Here is a 19,675-nt window from a genome sequence, read left to right on the forward strand (position 1 = left end):
TTAGCGCCCCATCCGGCCCCAGGGCAGTCGAACGCGGGCTGATCTGGTAGTATCGCGGCATGGACGAGCCTGCGTGTCCCCGCTGTCGGGATCTCCTCAAGCGTGTCGCCGAACTCGAAGCCCAGGTCGCCGAGTTGACCCGGAAGCTGGAGGAGGCCGTCCGCGCCGGCAAGCGACAGGCCGCCCCGTTCCGCAAGGGGCCGCCGAAGCCCGACCCAAAGCCGCCCGGCCGCAAGTCGGGCGACGCCCACGGCACTCACGGCCACCGTCCGCCGCCCCCGCCCGAGCAGGTCGCCGAGTGCCACGAGGCGCACCTGCCCGACGCCTGCCCCCACTGTCGGGGCCGCCTCGTCGAGACCGGCACCGCCGACCAGTATCAGACCGAGATCCCCCGCACGCCGCTGATCCGCAAGTTCCGCGTCCACGTCGGACACTGCGAGGGGTGCGGCAAGCGCACCCAGGGCCGGCACCCGCTCCAGACATCCGACGCCCTGGGTGCGGCCGCCAGCCAGGTCGGCCCCGACGCCCAGGCCGCGGCCGCGGTCCTGCACACCCAGATGGGCCTGTCGCACGGGAAGGTCGCGTCGGCCTTCCGGACCCTGTTCGGCATCACCCTGACCCGCGGGGCCAGCGCCCGGATCGACCTGCGGGCCGCGGCCCGGCTCGAACCGGACTACACGCTGATCCTCGACGACGTGCGGTCGTCCGAGCAGATCGCGGCGGACGAGACGGGGTGGCGGGTCGGAGGGCACCCGGCCTGGCTCCACGCCTGGGTCGGTGACCGTGCCACCGCGTACGGCATCGACTCGAAGCGCAGTGCCGACGCCCTGGAGCGGGTGATCGGAGCGGACTGGTCGGGTGTCTTGAGCCACGACGGGTTCGCCTCCTACGAGCGGTTCGAGGGGGCGATCCATCAGCAATGTGTGGCCCACGTGCTCCGCCGCGCCCGCGACCTGCTGGCGACCGCCACCCGCGGGGCCGTTCGCTTCCCGCGGCAGGTGATCGCGCTGTTCACCGAGGCGATCCACTGGCGGAACGGGTACGTGCCGGGGACGTGGACCGACAACCAACTCGACGCGCATCGGGTGTCGTTCGACGACCGCCTGCTGGATCTGGTGCGCCGACCGCGGGCGGTGCCGGAGTACGCTACTCTGGCGCGGCACCTGCGGAACCACTTCGAGCAGTGGTTCGCGTTCGTGTTCGACCCGCGGATCGAGCCGACGAACTGGAAGGCCGAGCAGGCGATCCGCCCGGCGGTAGTGAATCGTAAGGTCTGGGGTGGGAACCGGACGGCGGCAGGTGCGCAGGCGCAGGGCGTACTGATGTCCGTGTTCGAGACGTGCCGCCGCCAGACGCTCTCGGTCGTGGACCACATCAGCCAGACGTTACGCTGGTTCGGCAACCGGCTCCTGACACGCCCGCCGCTGTTCGGGTGATGAACGAGCACCGGAAACGGAGGAAGGCCAGATGCGATTGCCGGAGAAAGAATGCGTGAGCGGGAGAGAAGGAAGTCGTGTCCATTAGTCGCCAACAGGTGACCAACGGGAGAGCCGTTGGTACGTGCGTGGCGGCCAAGAAGAACCAGGAGCGAAGCGGAGCCGGAATGGATAAGGAAGCAGTCGCGGTTGAATCCGTCCGCCAATTCGTGTGGTCGGGTTTTTACGATGCCGACGGGATCGTCGAGATGATCGACGAGGCTGTGCTCAGCCCGGGTGAGCTTGATCACGGCTGGCTCCGAGCTCGCATCGAAGAGGAGTTCCGCAAGAAGCGTGCGGACGAGCTGGCCTGGCCAGCCATCACTGACTGTGACCGCTTGGATCAAGTCTTTGAGTTGTTGGAGCAGCAAGGCATTCTGGCGTTGCAGAACGCGGGCTATACCCAGGACAACGGCCTAGACGATGTGACTCAGTTCTACCACGAGGCTGGTGGTGAGCAGTCGGGCATCGGCGGCTACTGCTTCTACCACGGTCAGGATCTGGAGCGGGTCATGGAGAACGGTGATCTTCATCTTACCTATGGCGATATCCGCGGCGACGACGAGAAAGGCATCGAAATAGGCCGACGGATCAAGCGAGCCTTGGAGACGGCCGGCTTCACCGTGGTTTGGGACGAGGCCATCAAGACACGCCTGCTAGTAAAGGGCATCAAATGGCAGAGACGGCTATCCGAGTAACCGATCGGCGAACGAGACCCAACGAGTTGACCCGCTAAACAAGTACGAGCAGACTACTGCTGGAAAGTCTCGGCCAGCTGAGAGCATCGATCTACGGAACCGAAGGTTAGAGGTTCGACTCCTCTTGGGTGTACTAGGTTTTTGACGATTCTGCCCGAGTGTGGCAGAGAACTCTGGCAGAGAAGACACCTCCTACCCGTAAAATTCACGGGAGGAACTATGCCATGGCCCATTCCCCGAAGCCCTTCTTTCGCACTGCCCGCAACGCTTGGTACGTGCAACTCGGCTCCAAGCAAACAAAACTCTTCGACGGTCCGAAGACCCCCCGACACCGAGAAATCGGCGTGGTCGGCGTTCCATGCCCTGATGGCCTCGCAGAACTCTGCCAACTCTGCTGCCCCGGAATTGTCCCGGAATTCTGGTGCCCGTTCTGTGCCCTATCCCTCGCCGAATTGTTCGAGAAGTTCCTCGACTGGTGCCAGAAGCACCGCGAACCCCGCACCTACGACGACTATGTCTGGCACCTGCAGCGGTTCGTCGATCACCTGAAGGCGAAGAAAAACCCCGCCACGGGGATGGCCGCCCTCGACCTCCGCCCCTTCCACGTCAACGAGGGGCTCGACGCGCAACGCCACCCACCTCACCGTAAGTCGACTTCACCGCGAACCCGAACGTGTCGCGGGTGACGTGCTGGTAGGTGTAGCTGCCGACCCCGAACACCACGTTGCTCGACGCGAAGCCCTTGGCGCGAAGCCCCATTAGGATGCGTTCGGCGCGTTCAAGCGTGATGGAATCGCCGTAGATCAACGCAACTCATCTTCGGTTGGCTGCGGATCGCGCTTGTCGTCGGCTTACTTATAATGGCGTACTGCGGTTGCAACTGGCAAACTCGTTGCTCCGACAAGCTCAGCAACATCCCCGCGCACCTCTTCAATCAGCGCGTTGTCTTCTTCGGCCTCCAGTACTTCATCAAGCACTTCCTGCTCGACGCCTGGAACACGGAGTTCTTCGGCAAAGGCTACCTGTTTCGGGCGAGAAAGACGGTTGAGTTGCCCGAAGGTAAGTTCGCGGAAACCAAGTACCGGTGTCGATCCTGCTCGCACGAGTGGTGGGAGCGGATTCCCGCGCCGCCGGAGAAGAAACCGGCGGATGAGGCGGCGTGACCTGGGCCAACACTGATAATTCAGGCCAGTACTTCCTTCACCACGTTGCCCTTCACGTCCGTGAGGCGGAAGTCGCGGCCAGCATAGCGGTAGGTGAGTTTCTCGTGATCGAGACCGAGCAGGTGCAGCATTGTCGCGTGCAGGTCGTGGACGTGGACTTTCTTCTCCACCGCCTCGTACCCGTATTCGTCGGTCGCCCCGTGGCTGAACCCGCCCTTCACGCCGCCACCGGCCATCCACAAGGTGAAAGCCTTGTTGTTGTGATCCCGGCCGTCCCCGCCTTGTGCGTGGGGCGTGCGGCCGAACTCGCCGGACCACACGACCAGTGTGTCGCGGAGCATCCCCCGCTGCTTGAGGTCGGTGAGCAACCCGGCGATGGGGAGATCGACCGACGCGGCGTTCGCCTCATGGCCTGCGGCAAGGTTGAAGTGCTGGTCCCAGTTGCCGTGCGAAACCTCCACGAACCGCACCCCGGCCTCACTGAGCCTGCGGGCTAACAGGCACTTCCGTCCGAAGTCGTCCGGACTGCTGTCAAACTGCGCGCCGCCACGCCGTCCAGTTGCGCCGATCCCATACAGGGCTTTCGTGGCGGCCGACTCCTTCGAGATGTCGAGTACCGTCGGCAACTCCTTCTGCATCTTGAACGCCAACTCGTAGGACTCGATCACGCCGTCGATCTCGGGATTCACCTTGTCGGCGGACAACTTCTCGCGATTGAGCGACTGCACCAAGTCGAGCACGCCCCGCTGATCGGCGGGCGTCATCTTGCCGCTCAAATTACGAACCGTGGCGGTGGCGATGGGCCGCGCTCCCGAACCCACGCGGGTGCCTTGGTGGATCGCGGGCAGAAAGCCGCTGCCGTAATTCTGCACGCCACCCACGTCGCTCGGCGGCGAGACGGTGACGAAGCCGGGTAGGTTCTCGTTGAGCGTCCCCAGGCCGTACACCGCCCACGCGCCGAGCGACGGGCGCACGAACTGCGCGCTCCCGGTGTGCATCTGTAGGAACGCCTGCGGGTGGGCGGGGAAGTCGGTTTGCATGGATCGGACGAGGCACAACTCGTCCGCGTGCTTCGCCACGTTGGGGAAGAGCTCGGACACCCAAAGTCCGCTCTTGCCGTGTTGGGCGAACTTCCATTTGGAGCCGAGCAACTTCGTACCGGGCCGATGGCCGGGCTTGCCCGAATCGGCCGAGAGCTTCGGCTTGTGGTCGAACGTGTCCACATGCGAAGGGCCGCCCCGCATGGTGAGGAAGATGATCCGCTTGGCGCGCGCCGGAAAGTGGGTCATCTTCGACGCGAGAGGGCGATCCGCAGCGGCGGCTTGGTGGGCGATCTCGTTGAGCGCCAGCCAGCCGAACCCACAGGACGCGGTTTGCAGAGCGGCGCGGCGAGAGAGCGGTATCGTGTTCATGGTAACTCCCCGGTTCAATCCAGATAACGAAACTCGGCGGTGGCGAAGAGCGCGAGGCAGAACTTGCCCCAGGCGTCCTTCGTTTCGCGGTTCCGCGTGAGGTATGTGGCGGCGGCGGTGGCTTCGTTCTTCGTCGGTCGGCGACCGAATGCGACGACGTAGGCCCGCTCAATACGCTGGTTCGTTGTTGCAGATGGCATCGCCAGAAGCCGGTCTGCGAACTTCCGGGCTTGGGCGGCGACGAACTCGTTGTTCAACAGGTAGAGCGCTTGCGCGGGTACGTTCGTCACCTCCCTGGCCCCGCAAACGTGGCTGGAGTCGGGGTGGTCGAACACGGCCAGGGCGTCGGGCAGAAGGTCACGCACGACAGGCAAGTACACGCTCCGGTAGTTCGCTGTCGCGTTCTGGAACGTGTCTTCGTTGATGCGAATGAACCCGCCCGTGCTGCCGATCGGTCCCTCCCCGGCGACGGCGACCGCAGATCCCACCGGCGGCTTCGGGTCGAGTTGGTCGCTCGCCGTCAACATCGCGTCCCGAATGCACTCGGCGTCGAGACGGCGCTTGCTCTGACGCCAGACGAGGGCGTTCTGCGGGTCGGCGTTGAAGCTCACCTCGTCGTGAGTGGAGGCGAGTTGGTACGTCCGGCTGAGGACGATCTCGCGAATCGTGGCCTTGACCGACCATTTGTTCTCGACCAACCGGGTGGCGAGGTGGTCGAGGAGCGGCTGGTATGCCGGCGGCACCCCCATCGTGCCGAAGTTGTCCACGCTGGCGACGACGCCCTGACCGAACAGCCAGTGCCACGTCCGGTTCGACATCACGCGGGCGGTCAACGGGTTTTTGGGGTTGGTCAGCCACTCCGCGAATTCCTTGCGCCCGCTGGTCTTGGTGGCAGCCGGGGCGATGTCCGCCTTGAGCAACGCCGCCGGGAACCCGCGCGGGACGCGGTCGCCCGGTTCGTTCATCTCGCCACGAGCGAACAAAGGGCTGTCGGCGATCAACTCGAAGCCGCTCGGCGGGCGGATGCCAGAACTGCCTTTGATCTCCACTACCTTCGTGGGCAGCATCCGATCCGGCCTCGGCTTGCCGGCGGGCCGATCCTGCACCCCCATGCAGAACGCTTTGGCCTTGCCGCTCTCGTCAAACGAGTTGAGTTGGTTTTCGAGGTCGGCCTTCTTGCCAAGCGCGATCTGGATCTGGATGAACCTCTGGGCGTTGCTGCCGCCTTCTTTTCCCTTGCCGGGCGGGGCGCGGTTCGCCATCAGGTCGTCGTACCGCTTGGTGGCGTCGGTCAACTGCTTCTTCAGGTCGTCCCGCTCGGCCTTGGTGATGGACGGCTTGACGGCGGGCATGGCGGCACCGGCGGGAAGCGATATCAGTGACCGCTCCTGGTTGTTTTTCGGCCCGGCGAGCGTTCCGTAGCGAACCTCGGTGGACAGGAAGACGCCGGCCAGTGCGGTGTAGTCCCGTTGGGTCACCGGATCGAACTTGTGGTCGTGGCACCGGGCGCAGGCGACGGTGACGCCCAGGAAGGCCGTCGTGGTGGCGTCCACCAGTTCGTCGGCGAGGTCGAGTTCGAACTGTCGGGGCGTGAGTGCGCCCAACCCCTTCGGGCCGATGGCGAGGAACCCCGTGGCGACGAGACGCTCCGCCCGCTGCCGGTCGTCAGAAGCGGGGAGCAGGTCGCCAGCGATCTGCTCACGGACGAACTGGTCGTAAGGCTTGTCCTTGTTGAACGCGGCGATGACGTAATCGCGGTAGCGCCAAGCGTTGGGGAACGACACGTTCAGGTCTTTACCGGTGGACTCCGCGTACCGGGCCACGTCGAGCCAGTGCCGCCCCCACCGCTCCCCGAATTGCGGTTGCTGGAGGAGCTTGTCCACGACCTTCTCGAACGCGGTCGGTGACGTGTCCGCGAGGAAGTCGGCGACTGCCTGGGGCGGTGGCGGGAGGCCGACCAGGTCGAAATACACTCGGCGCAGCAGCGTAGCTTTGTCGGCGTCGGCGACCGGCTTGATCCCTTTCGCCTCCAACCCGGCCAGGACGAAACGGTCGACATCTCCGCGCGGCCACGCAGCGTCCTTCACGACCGGCACCGGCAGACGCTGCACCGGCTGGTAGGCCCACCAGTTCTTCGCCTTCGCCGGGTCGTAGACTTTTGCGGACACCCCGTCGCGCGGGTCGGGCGCACCCATCTTGACCCACTTATCGAAGTCCGCGATCACGCCCGCCGGGAGCTTCTCTTTGGGCGGCATCTGCGCGACCTTGTCGCTGGCGTGCAGCGACTTGACGAGCAGGCTCTTGGCCGGGTTGCCGGGAACTACCGCCGGCCCACTGTTGCCACCCTTGAGCAGTCCGTCGCGGGTGTCGAGGAGCAAGCCGCCTTTCACCTTCTCGGCCTGCGTCGAGTGGCACTTGTAGCACTGCTCGGTCAGGACGGGGCGGATGCTCTTCTCGAAGAATGCGACGCCCTCGGCCGACGGCTTGGGCGGGTCCGCCGCGCGTGCGCTTGCGGCTGTCAGAATCAAAACGGCGATGACAAACTGTGTGGTTCGCATGGCGTCACTTCTCCCCGCTCGGCTTCTGGAACAGTTTCGGTGCGAAGTGGTACAGGTCGGTGCGCCACACTGAGGGCTCGTGGCCGCCGGTGTTGACGCGGAAGACGTGAGGGATCTTCTTGTCCGTCAAAGCGGCTTCCGCCTCCTGTACGCCGGTGCCGGTTACAGCGTCCTTGTCGCCGACCGACAGCCAGAGGAGTCGCAGTTCCTTGCTCGGGGGCGTGATCCGGCGGCCGGCACCGGAAAACGCACCGACCCAGGCGAACTCGTCCGCGTGGCCGAGGCCGACCGCGAACGCCTGCCCCGCTCCCATTGAAAGTCCTGCAACTGCCCGGTTCTCCCGGCCCGCCTTCGCGGGGTACTTCGACTCGATGAACGGCACCACGTCGGCCCGCAGCACGTCGTTGAACGCCATCGCCGCCATCGGGCTCACCGGCCCCTTCGCGCGGGTCTCGGCCGAGGAGTTGGACGGCATGACCACGATCATCGGGACGGCTTTCTTGTCGGCGTACAGGTTGTCAAGAATCGCGGCGGCGCGAATGTCCTTTGTCCAGGTGGTCTCGTCTCCGCTGCGGCCGTGGAGCAGGTACATGACCGGGTACTTTTCGGATGGCTTGTACCCCGGCGGCGTGTACACCGAAATCTTGTAGGTGCCGCCGTCCGACTTCGCTTTCAGTTCCACCGTCTCGACCTTGCCGCGAGCGGTGTCGGCCTTCGCCTCGTCGAACCCTTTGGGCGGTGCGGACTGGTTCGGCGTGAGTGATGCGGCATCCTTCCCTTTCGAAGTGCCTTTCGGTTGGCCGCCTGCCTTGCCCTTTTGAGCGGGCGGTTGGGCCGTCACCGCCGGGGACAGGCAAACCAGTCCTGTCACCATGAAGCCGACAATACCGAGCACGAGCCTGATCCTCACGGCGGCTTCCCTCCAACGAGAGCCGGTTCCGAACGTGTGCCGACGAGTATTCTTGGCACCGGAACCTGAGCGGAAGATGAGCGCGCCGGATTATTTCGCCCGGAGCAGCGACATGGAAAGAGTGCCGTCCGGGTCGAGTTCTGCGACCAGTTCCAAGCCCAAGGCGACGGCGCAACTCTGGGCTACGGCGAGGCCCAGACCCGAGTGCGTGTGGTCGCTGCGTGAGGTGTCTTTGCGCCAGAGCCGATCGAAGAGGTGCGTGAGGTCGGCGGTCGATAGACCGGGGGCGGGGTTGGTGACCGCCAGCATCCGAGCGCCCTCCCCGCACGCGAGGGTGACCCGGCTTCCGGGCGGGGCGTACTCGACCGCGTTGCTGACGAGGTTGGTGACGATGATCCGCAACAGTCGCGGATCGGACTCCAGTTCGACACCGGACTGTAGGGACTCGACCACCGTGATGTTCCGCTCCGCAGCCATGCGGCCGGACAGGGCGGCACATTCTCGAACCAGCGGAGCCAGTTCGACGGGCTCGCGGGATACGCCCGCCGCCGATGCCTCTGTCCGGGCAAGCGTCAGCAGCGTATCTACCGTCTGTTGAAGCCGGGCGGCGAGGTCGGCGATCTCACGGAAGTCTTCCGTCCCCGCCTGCTCAGGCCACTTCGCGGCCACCTCGCTCGTCGTGCGAATCGCCGCTAGTGGGGTGCGTAATTCGTGGGCAAGGTCGCCGCTGAAGCGTCGCTCCCGCTCGAAGCCTTGCTCTAACCGGGCCAGCAAGTCGTTCAGCCGGGCGACGATGGGCCGCACCTCGGCGGGCATCGACTCGGTCGGGAACCGCTGGTCCAGCGACTCGGCGTCCATCGCCGCCGCCCTCTCGCCCAACTTCGCCAGCGGTCGCAGGGCGACTTTGAGGGCCAGCGCCAGCAACCCGGACAACGCCGCGCAGCAGGCCACGCCGCCGACCACCAACTCCACCACCAACCGCGACATGCGCAGATCCACGTCTTTCCGGCTGGCGGCGACGGCAAAATCGACCGTACCCCGCCCCCCGGTCTGGATCAGTCGCACCGCCCGAATCCGAACCGTGTCCCCGTTCGGGAGCGTGCATTCGGAGACGGCTCCTTCGCGCGAAAACTCGGTCGGGTACGGAAGCCCTGCTGCCCCCAGATTCGGTGACTTTCTCTCCGTGCCGCCGTCCGGCCCCCACAACTGAAAATACTCTCCTGTCGTCGAAAACTCGTCCCGTGACACGAACCGATCCAGAGTCATACCCCGTATCCCCGGTGCCGGCCTGCCGTCCACGGCGGGCGTCCGCATCGCGGTGCGGGCCATACCGGTGATCTCGGCCAGCCGCGCGTCGAGGTCGGCTTCCAAACCCCGCTTGGTCGTCACGAACACGACGATCCCAACGACCACGCACACGACGGCGAAGCCGGGGACTAAACAGGTAAGGAGTCGAGCGCGGATACTCATTCCGCCGGCTCTTCGATGATGTACCCCAACCCCCGGCGGGTGTGGATCAACGGCAGGCTGTCGTCCGACACGGCGATTGCCCTCCGCAGGGCACACACCGCTGTGTCTACGACGTTGCTCGTCGGCGACACCAGCGCGTCGTAGATGTGTTCCTCGATTTGCGTGCGCGTGACGACCTGTCCTTTGCGGAGGAGCAGGTACTCCAGTAGAGAGTACAGTTGAGGGGCCAGCTTGAGTTCCGTGCCACCCCGCCGAACCGTCTTCGCTGCCGAGTCGAGTTCGAGGTCGGCCACGATCAGTTTCGGCGACCGCTTGGCGTATCGCCGCCGGGCGAGTGCCTCGACCCGAGCCAGCAACTCCTCGACGGCGAACGATTTGACCAAGTAATCGTCGGCCCCGAGTCGCAGTCCGGCGACTCTGTCCTCGACCGCGTCCTTCGCCGTCAGGAAGAGGACAGGCGTTTCGTTCCCAGCCTCTCGTAATCGCCTCAGAACTTCCAGTCCGTCCAGACCCGGCAACATGATGTCAAGGATTATGACATCGTAATCGTGCGATCGCGTGAGGCGCCAGCCCTCGTTGCCGTCCCCGGTCGAATCCACGGCAAACCCCGACGCTTGGAGAGCCTTGACCACCGGCTTCCGCAGAGCGGCTGAATCCTCAACGAACAGAACGCGCATAGTGCAACCTCACCAGCAATCGCGGGAGCGCATCCATTATTACACCCTACTCAATCGAACGCCGTCCCGACACAGCGCAGCGTTCGCTATCCCGCCAAGCGGATCACCTCTCCCGAACCGCACTCCAGCAGACCGAGAGAGGCACGAGATGACCGGGTTATTTCTTTTCTCCGTTTTTCAGCCCGTATTTCAGGCCGTCCTTGAGCCCGTTTTTCAGCCCGTTCTTTTCTCCGTTCTTCAGGCCGTTCTTAGCGATCCCTTTCGAGCTTTGCGACGCGCCTCCCTTAGTGCCTCCCTTCGAGACCTGCGATGTGCCTCCTTTCGAGACCTGCGGCAGATCGCCCTTCGGTGCCTGACCAGTCGTGCCGGCGCCAGCCGCCAAGCCGACTGCCAACATGAGCAGTCCCGTGGCGCTCGCCATATTAATCAGCGTCTTCATCATCTACACCTTTCCGTTGTGTTGGTGGGTATTGAGCGACATTGCTCAGTACCCACTGAACCCTACTTCCTCCAACCTGTTGGGAAGATGAGCGCCGTGAAAAAAGTTGACCAGCAAACTTACAAGCTGTGACACAACCTCGGGGCTATAAGGTGTCGTGGACCAGGATGCGGTAACAGATGACGCTGGCGGCCAGCGACGCGAAGGCGTCCCGCATGACCGCCAGCCGGTCGTACCGTACCCGCATGCGGCGAAGTCCCTTGGCCGACCCACGGCCGGCCGCTGCGAACCCCGCCGAAGCGGACGGCGAGTTGGTCCCGCTGGAGAACTACCTGGCGCTGCACCCGGGCCGTCGAGAAGAGGTACGGCAGCAGATCCGACGTCGCCTTGAAGCAACCGATGGACAGAACCAACGGTGAAAGCCATACGGGGGCGTTTCCTTCGGACCGGGCCGCTCCAGGGTACGCTTCGCTCCCGTCCCTTCGGGACCGGCTTCGCCGCCTTGCACGTCCCTAACGCAGAACGGATTTGTTCGTGAGGGCCAGACTGCGTCAATAGCAGGGCGAACGCATCTCGAAGTGGCTGAGCAGGCGTCAGTTACGTGCGGGTCACTCGTTACCAAACACGAGGTCTAAAGCCCAACAGCCACGGACGTGAGGCCCCTCACCCCGGCAGTGGTTCAGCACGTCCACGCTATCACACCCCGCATCCTCAAGCGCGTCGGCCAGGATCGGCATCCGGTCGAAGGCATTGTCTTCGTAGATGCCGCGAGCGAGAAGCTGAACGTCCGAAGTGAGCCACGATGGAGCGAGGGCTATATCGCGGAACGGCAGCGGGCCGAAGACGTCGTGGAGCAAGGTCACGAGACGCCGGAGCGACGGCAGCCGGCTGTCGAGGCGGCAGATCAATGCGACGACCTCTGGCGTGGGCGGATATAGATCGCTGTGTCCGTCACGGTCCCGAGGCACGTCGGGCAAGGTGGTGTGGAGGCACGCGCATTCGGCGTCATCGGCTTCCGCCGTGACCGCCTCAACCACCCCCGGAGCATTGTGCCTCGCGTGGTAGGCTTCCCACAGCGGGCGTGTAGCCACCTGCAACCCCGCCTCATCGATGCGCCCGTCCGCGAAGGCTTCTGCCAAGTCGAGAGCCGCGAGCGCACCGGGATTCGCGACCAAGTGGCGGAGCGGTTGGCAGGCGGCCACCGAGAACAACCGCAACTTGCGGTCAGACGCAGGCGCATCAAAGAAAAGCCAGTCAGCCAGCAATCTCGGGTCGTTGGATCTCAGCCACTCCGCTTCGGTCATTACAAGTCCCCCGCTCGAGGTCAGTGGCTCGATCATAGCCGTGTGGAGTGGACGACGGTAGAGAGACGGGAGTCACGGAGGCCCCGCCATGCCGCGTCAGGACGTGTCGATCGCCCGGTACTTTGCCGACCTGCCCGACCCGCGGGTGGATCGGACGAAGAAGCACCTGCTCGGGGATATCCTGGCGATCGCCCTGTGTGCGGTCGTGTGCGGGGCCGACTCGTGGGAGGAGGTGGAGGCTTTCGGGGAGTCCGGTGAATGATCCGCACAGAACAGCACAGGCTAACGAACCGCGCTCGCACGGCCACCCGTCCCGTCTGCTGCCCGGTCGAGGTTTTCGAGGTACGCACAGAACATGTCCGCCATGGCATCCGAGAACGTCTTGATTTCGGCTGTCATCCGAGGCGTTTCCGAGAACTGCTTTCCGACCGCGCCGAGCGTTATCTTGATGAGTTCACCCGCCATCTCCCGCGTCACCTCGGTCGCCGTGGGTAGCGCATCCCGCAGGAATGCCCGGATGATCCGCTTCCCCTCCACCTTCGTCTCCTGAGCTTCCGGCGCGTCACGGTAAAGCGGGGCGGCGTCGTTGAGAGCCACCCGCATCGCCGCCTCGTCGCACTCTGATTTGACGAAGGCATGAACCAGCGTTCTCAACCGTTCCAGCGGTGGCTTTTTACCGTCTTCGAGAATGCCCTGCATCAGCCCCAACGTCTGACGCCACTCGTCGCTCTGCAACCGGAACAGGATAGCCGCCTTGTTCGGGAAATACTGGTACAGCGACCCGACGCTCACCCCCGCCTTCTCCGCCACCCGCGCCGTGGTGAACCGTTCCGCCCCCTCCTTCTCCAAAACCTGAATAGCTGCCTCCAGAATGATGGAAACGAGCTCGGTCGAGCGCGTTTGTTGCGGCTGTTTCCGCTGGGAAAGCTGGGCTTTTCGACGAGTGCTCATTGAATCGCACCGAACGCGAATTGATAAACGCGACTAATCCGTCGTATTCTACAGTACCGCCCGATCGATGCCCTCCCCAAAGGAAAAGAACCGTGTCAACGCTGACCACCACCCCGCTGGCCCCGCTCCTTGATCGCCTGTTTGAAGACGCTTCCCGCTCGTGGTCGAGCGCGCCTTCCGCCCTGGCAAACATGCCCAGCGAGGAGCGCGACCGCCTGATGCAGAGCAAGACCGATTACATCGACTTCTACGGGCGCATGAAGGACTTGCCCCTGGCCGTTTCGCGAGAGACCGGCAGGTTGCTGTACATGCTGGCCCGGAGCGCCAATGCGCGCTCGGTTGTCGAGTTCGGAACGTCATTCGCCATCTCGACGCTACATCTGGCTGCCGCCCTGCGGGACAACGGTGGAGGTCGGCTCATTACCACCGAGTTCGAGCCGTCGAAGGTGGTGAAGGCCCGAGAGAACCTGACGGCCGGCGACCTGATCGATCTGGTGGAGATTCGGGAAGGAGACGCGCTCAAAACGCTGGCCGCCGACCTGCCGGACGTGATCGACCTCGTTCTGCTCGACGGTGCTAAGTCGCTCTACCCGGACATCCTGGCGCTGGTCGAACCGCGACTCCGGCCGGGAGCATTTGTGCTCGCCGATAACGCCGAGCACAGCCCCGAGTATTTGGCTCGCGTCCGGGCAACGGGCTCGGGTTACCTGTCCGTCCCATTCGCTGACGACGTCGAGTTGTCCATGCGGCTCGGATGACTCAGTCAAATCGCCTTTTCCGTCCTGAATCTGGGGCATGTCGCCCCAGCCTCGCACCGAATTACATGTCGTACGGCGAGGTCCGCGTTGCTTCGGCTCGAAGGCCGTGGGCCGCGTGAGGATCGAACACAGCGGTGGCGTTCAAAAAATCGCTTGGCTGGCGGTGAGCGATCAGATTAGAGTAACGACCAAGTCTCTTTTAGACGGGTTCTTGCAATCGCACCCTGTCGGCTCGGTGATCGGGAGTGACGTAGCTTCCGGGCGCCCCGCCCTGCCACCCGGTGATGCCATGCCAACGAAAGATCTGACCTTCAATCTGACGGCTGACGCCGATGGGAAAGTCACAGGAAGCCACGACGAAAATCCCCCGTTTCGTGTCCGGCTCAAAAAAGTCGTAGTCCGCTCGACCACGGGTTGCAACAACCGAACGCACGCCCTCAAAGCCGGTTTCACCGGCGGGGCTACGTTCGAACACGACGACCAGATGAGCGACTGCTCCGATCTTGCAATCGACCTCGGTGACCTGCACGCCCCAGGCGGTACCACGACAACCCTGTTTTTCGAGTTGTCCGGTTTCGATCCTCAAGAGGCCGTGACTCTGGAAGGAACCCTCACTTACTCACTGTTCGGGTAGGCCGGCACGTACTCAGCTGCAAGAAATTACCACCTCGGCTCCACGCCGATGCGCCCTACCCGGAGAAGCTGACGATGGCGAAGAAGAAACCCGAGTTCCAGGGCAGCATCGTACACTCGGCTGTCGATGCACTGACCACTGCGTTCGGCGTCAAAGGCGCCCACCAGGTCTGGTTTCCGAAGACGAAAGCTGATGTCGCCACAGCCGTCGCGTTGTCCAAAGAGCAGGTGACGCTCATCCGCAGCGGGATGCAAGCGGCAGCCACGGACACCGCGGAAGCCGTCGGCGGCATCGTCATCCATTTGGCCGGGTTGACCAAGATCACGGCGAAACCTGACGCCGTAAACGCCGAAGCTGGGGCGACCACCAGCGCGGTGGCCGAGCAACTGGAGGTGAACGACCTCGCGCTCCCCCTCATCGACAGCCCACTCAAGAGCATCGTTTCTAACGTCCTGGACGACACGCCGTCCTGCCTGATCCGCTCTCTCGGCCCGCTTTCCGATTACGTGACCAAACTCACTGGCGTCACGCCAGACGGCCAATCCATCACACGTTCTGGGGCCACGGCCCTGGCGCGAGTGTTGGAAGAGAAAGCAGTCATTACCGGTGTCACTTTTGAACCGGCACCCGCGAAAGGCCTCTGGATGGTGAGGAGGTCTTTCCTCTATCCGGGCAAAGACCGCATGACGGCCCTCGTCAAAGCCCTTTTCCTGGACACGGAAATCCCCTCCCAGTGCGACGTCATCCTTGAGGCCCTCTCGGCCCGACACGACTTCCCAGTGGTCAGCGTGATGGCGGCGGGTGCTGGCCTGAAGGGTAAAAAAGCCGTGACCGAGTTAGTCGAAGGTGCAATCGCCACACTGCCGGCCGGCCTTGTGTCCGAAGACGCAACGGAGAACTTCACCGGGGCGAGCGTCATCCGGGCAATCGTCGACGCGGGTGCCGACCTGCCGATCGACCCCGAGGTTGATGCCCACCGGATTCGCCGTGTCGTCGAACCGCAGGAGGATCTGAACCAGTTCCTCGACCTCGTGGTGGACGACCTCGATCGCGGCCTCGCATTTCGGGAGGACGGAACCGGCAAGCGCGACGAGAACATGCGAGTTTTTTCCCGTTTGCAACTCGACCGCGAGGATCGCGTTTCTCTCAGCGGCCTCGTGTTCACGCCCCGGCCCGCCACTTCGTCGCTCCTAGCCCCCTTGGCCTCGGTGTCCTTCCTGCAGCGGGCCGAGACGCCGTTTCACGTCGGCCTGGATTTCCCGCCGCTCTTCGCCCCGCGTATTCCCGGCTTCAAAGGGGTCGTGTACGTTCCCACAGACTTGCTGTACAGACTCCACGCCGACCAGTACGCGACGTCGTCACACAAGCGGGAGGACATGAGCCCGTTCATGGTGGCCTACCCCCGCGACGTGGACGACATCAAATCGGCGATCACCTTCGCTCAAGGCAAGCAGAAGAGCCTCGTCGCACGCAGCGGCGGGCACCAGTATTCCGGCCTGTCTTCGGGCGGTAGCGGCACCATCGTGCTCGCCATGGACCGGTTCGACCAAATCACCCGCATCTCTGACAACGTGTTCGACGTCGGCCCGGCCGTCCCGCTCACCAGGTTGGCACGGTTCTTCAAGGGGCAAGGAGTGACCATTCCCCACGGTGAGTGCCCGCTGGTCTGCATCGGAGGCCACGCACAAACCGGCGGGTTCGGGCATCTCCTCCGTTCATTCGGGCTGACACTTGACTACGTGACCGAACTCACGATCGTGCTGTCCGACGGCAGCGTACGCACTGTGCAGCGACCGGCGGGCGCACCCACAACGGATGACGAGAAACTTTTCTGGGGAGTGCTCGGCGGCAATGCCGGTTCGTTCGGGATCGTCACTAACTACCGGTTCAAGTGTATCAAGGACTCAGACCATCCGAAGTCCTTCGGATACAGCGCAAAGCGGTTGTACCGAAAGGGCCGGTACAAGAATTTGATGAAGCAGGCCCAAGCATGGACGCAAGGCATTGTGGCCGGGTCGCTCCCTCGGGGCATCGACTTCATGATGACGGTACTGTCGAAGGCCGACACTTTCCGACCCCCGGTGCCCGGAATTCTTGTGGAACTTGTCCATGCGAACTTAGGCGGTGAGGGCGAGGCCGTAGACCCTGAGGAGGCGTTCGCCGCCATCATGGACGCCGCCGACAGCGATCCCCCACCGCTGGATGTACGGCTCACGGACAAGAGGAGCAGATTCCTCTCTGACCTCTCGGACTCCTTCGTCCGCCGCTTCCCGCTCTCAACCCCGAACGGCCGCGAGTTCCGGCAACCCTACAACAAACGGCTCAACGCCACGATGGACGCGCTGACGGACGATTTCATCGACGGCTTGGTTGACTTGGTTGACACCGCCACGGCAACCAAGGGCTTATACCTGGTCTTTCAGATGGCGTTCGGGGGCGGCAGTTTTCGGGATTCTCAGCGCCGGCCGGAGACTTCGATCCCTCGGCGGGACATCGTGTACTGCTTCGTTTTCGACCTCTTCTATGACGAGGAAATGAAGCCGGAGGCGGAGAGACTCCAAGGCGAGATGCAGACCCTCATCGACCAGCACTTCAGTCCCGGCCAAGAACGGCGGCTCCTGTGGGGATCGTTTGGTGACACCGACATCACCAAGGACGCGGTGCGGGATTTTTATTACGACGACCTCGCCGTCTACGACCGACTTCGGGAGCTGAAGAAGAAGGTCGATCCCGTCGACCTGTTCCACACCTCGCTGACCGTCAAGCTGCCGTGACCTTGGCACAAAGCCGCCGGACAGGAACTGCTGGACATCGCCCCACCGGCTGTGGCATCCTGCCAGAGGGACAACAACGGGTGGGGGACGAGGTGTACAACGAAGAAACGGGCAAACCGGAAGACCTCGTCCCCGAACACATCGCTATCCGCCGCAGCATGGTGTACAGCAAGGACCGCCACGACAAGGTCTGCCGGGCGGAAGTCGAAGCCCCGCTGCTTATCGACCAGCTATACAACCACGAGATCATTGGGGCCGACCATCACTTCTACGGCGCTCAGTTCATCACCATGCGCAAGCTGTTCCTCGCCCCAGTCGGGTACAAGGTCGGGATGATGCTGGTGAAGCGCGTCGGCGACGACGAACCCGCCCCGGACAAACCAATTCCGATGGAGGACACGGACTACACCCGCACCATGCGGTTGGTGAAGAACCCGGCCAACCAGAAGCTTTTGCGCGACATCTGCGACGAAGATGCCGACCCCTCCCTGTACCCGTTCTACGGTCGCCAAACCCACACCGTGACGGCGGCCTTCGACGCTCTCTCGCCCCCCACACCGGCGCATCAGACCGGCGGGTGGTCCTTGATGAATTGGACGATTGCCGCAGGGTCGTCGGTCAGAAGGATGTAGTCGTCGAACTTCTTCTCATTGGCGAGCTTCTGGAGTACCGGGTAAACCTTCTTGCGCTTGTCGTTCGGGTCGTCGAACACCATCTTGTCCGGGTTCCAGTAATCCGACTCGAACAGGATCATTGGGCTCTTCACGTTGTCGATGGTGCGGTAGTAGTTTTGGTTAGCGTCCTGGAATATCTCCTGCACCGTCCCGCCGTTACCCCGCGCGAAGATGATGCCCCCGACCGCCAGTGCGAGCAAGCCTTCCTCTCGCACGCTGTTCTCGAAATACTTGGCGATGTCGGTTGCGAAGAGGTTCGGGGGTTCGTGACCGTAGAACCACGTGGGGATTCCGATATTGCGGCTCTTGGCGGGATCTTTCGGCTTACCCATCTCCTCCCAGGCTGCGTAGGCGTCCTTCAGCCAGTTTTCGCTCGTGTACTTCGGGGAGTCCTTCATCCGAAGGATCGCGGTCTCCAAAATCTTTTCTGGTTGGTCAAATCCCGCGCAATACGCGCCGAGGTTGCCGGCTTCCATCAAGCCGGGACCGCCCCCGGTCAGGATCATGTATCCCGCCGCTGTCAGGTTGAGCGCCAGCTTCGCGACCGCGGTGTACGTCGAGTTCGTCCGCTCCATGTCGTGACCGCCCATGATCGCAACGCACTTGGTCCGCGCCTTCGCGTCGAGAAGGTTCTCAAGTGCCACCGAGATCGAGGCATCGTGCAAGCGCCTTAACAGGACTGTATCGACATCTGCGGGAAGCGGGACGTGTTTGTCCTTGTCCATGAACGAGAGGTAGATGCGCCGGTCGAGGCAGGCCTCGTACCCGCCGTCCTTGAACTTGTCGTACAGTTCTCCCGGCGTGTAGAGGCCTGGGGTAAACGGATCGAAGATCAGATCGGGCCGACGCGGGATGACGAAGCACTTGGCTTTTGCTGCTGCCGCCAAAAGGTCGTCACCCATCTCGCAACCGAGGAATACGCAGTCATCAAGCTGCAACTTGGCGATCTCGGCTGAGTGCTTCGCGAGTCTTTGCCATTGAAACACTGCGGGTTTCGGATCTTTCAACCATCCGAGAACCTTCTGCTCGGTGTCGATCTCTGGCTTCATGGGCAACGCTCCTCTGCGCCGCCAGGGAGAGGCGGGCGATTAATCGACGTGACGTAAGACCTTCAGCCGCCGAGATACTAACGTACCTGCCGCCCGCAACCGGACAAGATCGGCGGTCACCACCCCTCAGACCTCGAAAATTGCAACCGACCTTGCGCCTTTCGCCTGATCGCGCTTTGCTGGTGGTGGAGGTAGGTCATGAACTGCACATGCTGTCTGCGTCGGAAGGTGTTGCCGTTAAATTGTAATTGTCTTCGCCCTGGCCTTTGCCGCGAGTACCTGAAGTGCTCGAAGCACTGCGAGTGCGGGAAGGGGGCGAGGCTATCCGGATGCGCGAGGCGGAAACCGCAGGGAAAGTGAATCTGCTGATCTGTGCTCACCACCTGACCACGTCCGCCGAGGAGCAAAACGGACCGGCCGTTTCCAAACCACCGAGTCGTAGCCGATGCAACCAGACTTCCCATCCGTGGTGAGGTCTCATCGTGCGCCGCCGGGGACAGCAACCGCACACTCGAAAAGCATCGTGAAGATTCGCTCTTCGGACGTGGCGGGTGTAAACTTCTAGTCCTTCGATGAACGCCGGCCGATTGTCAACAGCAAGCGAGTCGATTCGTTCAAGCCACCGCGTGCAGCCCAGTCTTCGATCCGAGCATCCGGGGTGAACCCGTAGCCCAAGTGGGTCGGTTCCGAGCGGGTGACGACTGCCCCAACTACAGTCGAGTGGCCGAC

The 19,675-nt window shown here is 63.3% G+C and carries 17 protein-coding genes and 2 pseudogenes; 8 read left to right on the top strand and 11 right to left on the bottom strand.

Annotation, left to right across the window (positions count from 1 at the left end; translation table 11 throughout):
* The first annotated feature begins 59 nt into the window (after positions 1-59).
* The 3 genes from tnpC (at position 60) to PX52LOC_RS41145 (ending at position 2,859) form a co-directional block, all read left to right on the top strand.
* Positions 60-1,436, top strand: a complete 1,377-nt coding sequence (gene tnpC / locus PX52LOC_RS30345) for an IS66 family transposase (RefSeq protein ID WP_149110579.1) — start codon at positions 60-62, stop codon at positions 1,434-1,436.
* Positions 1,437-1,564: 128 nt separating this feature from the next.
* Positions 1,565-2,173, top strand: a complete 609-nt coding sequence (locus PX52LOC_RS30350; RefSeq protein WP_149110580.1) for a DUF6891 domain-containing protein — start codon at positions 1,565-1,567, stop codon at positions 2,171-2,173.
* Positions 2,174-2,397: 224 nt separating this feature from the next.
* A complete protein-coding gene (locus tag PX52LOC_RS41145; RefSeq protein ID WP_168218714.1) occupies positions 2,398-2,859 on the top strand; it encodes a hypothetical protein in 462 nt (153 codons plus the stop codon).
* Here PX52LOC_RS41145 and PX52LOC_RS44160 read toward each other — a convergent pair.
* A pseudogene (locus PX52LOC_RS44160) lies at positions 2,795-2,986 on the bottom strand (nicotinate phosphoribosyltransferase); the annotation flags it as partial. The gene PX52LOC_RS41145 and the pseudogene PX52LOC_RS44160 overlap by 65 nt on opposite strands.
* A 47-nt stretch (positions 2,987-3,033) precedes the next feature.
* Between PX52LOC_RS44160 and PX52LOC_RS30360 the strand changes: the two are divergent.
* The gene (locus PX52LOC_RS30360) at positions 3,034-3,336 is read left to right on the top strand and encodes a hypothetical protein (protein WP_149113598.1); all 303 of its coding nucleotides are present in this window, start codon (positions 3,034-3,036) and stop codon (positions 3,334-3,336) included.
* 20 nt (positions 3,337-3,356) lie between these two features.
* Here the strand turns inward: PX52LOC_RS30360 and PX52LOC_RS30365 are convergent, their stop codons facing one another.
* The 7 genes from PX52LOC_RS30365 to PX52LOC_RS42965 all read right to left on the bottom strand — a co-directional run bounded on the left by PX52LOC_RS30365 (position 3,357) and on the right by PX52LOC_RS42965 (position 12,106).
* On the bottom strand, positions 3,357-4,748 hold the full coding sequence (locus PX52LOC_RS30365) for a DUF1501 domain-containing protein (protein WP_149113599.1): 1,392 nt from the start codon (positions 4,746-4,748) through the stop codon (positions 3,357-3,359).
* Positions 4,749-4,762: 14 nt separating this feature from the next.
* Entirely contained in the window at positions 4,763-7,306 is a 2,544-nt protein-coding gene (locus PX52LOC_RS30370; protein ID WP_149113600.1) for a PSD1 and planctomycete cytochrome C domain-containing protein, read from the bottom strand.
* Positions 7,307-7,310: 4 nt separating this feature from the next.
* Positions 7,311-8,201, bottom strand: a complete 891-nt coding sequence (locus PX52LOC_RS30375; protein ID WP_149113601.1) for an alpha/beta hydrolase — start codon at positions 8,199-8,201, stop codon at positions 7,311-7,313.
* Positions 8,202-8,306: 105 nt separating this feature from the next.
* Positions 8,307-9,686: a sensor histidine kinase gene (locus tag PX52LOC_RS30380; protein ID WP_149113602.1), complete on the bottom strand. Its 1,380-nt coding sequence runs from the start codon at positions 9,684-9,686 to the stop codon at positions 8,307-8,309.
* Positions 9,683-10,363, bottom strand: a complete 681-nt coding sequence (locus tag PX52LOC_RS30385) for a response regulator transcription factor (RefSeq protein ID WP_149113603.1) — start codon at positions 10,361-10,363, stop codon at positions 9,683-9,685. The genes PX52LOC_RS30380 and PX52LOC_RS30385 overlap by 4 nt, the downstream gene beginning before the upstream one ends.
* Positions 10,364-10,520: 157 nt before the next feature.
* Positions 10,521-10,805 carry a hypothetical protein gene (locus PX52LOC_RS30390; RefSeq protein ID WP_149113604.1) on the bottom strand — a complete coding sequence of 95 codons (285 nt, stop codon included), beginning with the start codon at positions 10,803-10,805 and terminating at the stop codon, positions 10,521-10,523.
* A 605-nt stretch (positions 10,806-11,410) separates the two neighbouring features.
* Positions 11,411-12,106, bottom strand: a complete 696-nt coding sequence (locus PX52LOC_RS42965; RefSeq protein ID WP_246173511.1) for a hypothetical protein — start codon at positions 12,104-12,106, stop codon at positions 11,411-11,413.
* Between the two features lie 88 nt (positions 12,107-12,194).
* Between PX52LOC_RS42965 and PX52LOC_RS30405 the strand changes: the two are divergent.
* Positions 12,195-12,353 (top strand): annotated as a pseudogene (locus tag PX52LOC_RS30405) (transposase family protein); the annotation flags it as partial.
* A gap of 35 nt (positions 12,354-12,388) precedes the next feature.
* On the opposite strand, the gene PX52LOC_RS30410 reads toward PX52LOC_RS30405, so the two are convergent.
* Positions 12,389-13,057: a TetR family transcriptional regulator gene (locus PX52LOC_RS30410; protein ID WP_149113606.1), complete on the bottom strand. Its 669-nt coding sequence runs from the start codon at positions 13,055-13,057 to the stop codon at positions 12,389-12,391.
* Between the two features lie 92 nt (positions 13,058-13,149).
* Between PX52LOC_RS30410 and PX52LOC_RS30415 the strand changes: the two genes are divergently transcribed.
* A complete protein-coding gene (locus PX52LOC_RS30415; protein ID WP_149113607.1) occupies positions 13,150-13,815 on the top strand; it encodes an O-methyltransferase in 666 nt (221 codons plus the stop codon).
* A gap of 199 nt (positions 13,816-14,014) precedes the next feature.
* Here the strand turns inward: PX52LOC_RS30415 and PX52LOC_RS30420 are convergent, their stop codons facing one another.
* Complete coding sequence (locus PX52LOC_RS30420; RefSeq protein ID WP_149113608.1) at positions 14,015-14,401, bottom strand: hypothetical protein; 387 nt, start codon at positions 14,399-14,401, stop codon at positions 14,015-14,017.
* 122 nt (positions 14,402-14,523) lie between these two features.
* Here PX52LOC_RS30420 and PX52LOC_RS30425 point away from each other — a divergent pair, with 122 nt between their 5' ends.
* Both PX52LOC_RS30425 and PX52LOC_RS30430 read left to right on the top strand, forming a co-directional pair.
* Positions 14,524-17,223 (top strand): FAD-binding protein, encoded by a 2,700-nt coding sequence (locus PX52LOC_RS30425; RefSeq protein ID WP_149113609.1) that lies wholly within the window; start codon positions 14,524-14,526, stop codon positions 17,221-17,223.
* A gap of 92 nt (positions 17,224-17,315) precedes the next feature.
* Positions 17,316-17,855: a hypothetical protein gene (locus PX52LOC_RS30430; RefSeq protein ID WP_246173512.1), complete on the top strand. Its 540-nt coding sequence runs from the start codon at positions 17,316-17,318 to the stop codon at positions 17,853-17,855.
* Here PX52LOC_RS30430 and PX52LOC_RS30435 read toward each other — a convergent pair.
* Complete coding sequence (locus tag PX52LOC_RS30435) at positions 17,789-18,946, bottom strand: LOG family protein (protein ID WP_149113610.1); 1,158 nt, start codon at positions 18,944-18,946, stop codon at positions 17,789-17,791. The genes PX52LOC_RS30430 and PX52LOC_RS30435 overlap by 67 nt on opposite strands.
* Between the last annotated feature and the right edge of the window lie 729 nt (positions 18,947-19,675).

The organism is Limnoglobus roseus (assembly GCF_008254045.1).
In the GTDB taxonomy this organism is placed as follows: Bacteria; Planctomycetota; Planctomycetia; order Gemmatales; family Gemmataceae; genus Limnoglobus; species Limnoglobus roseus.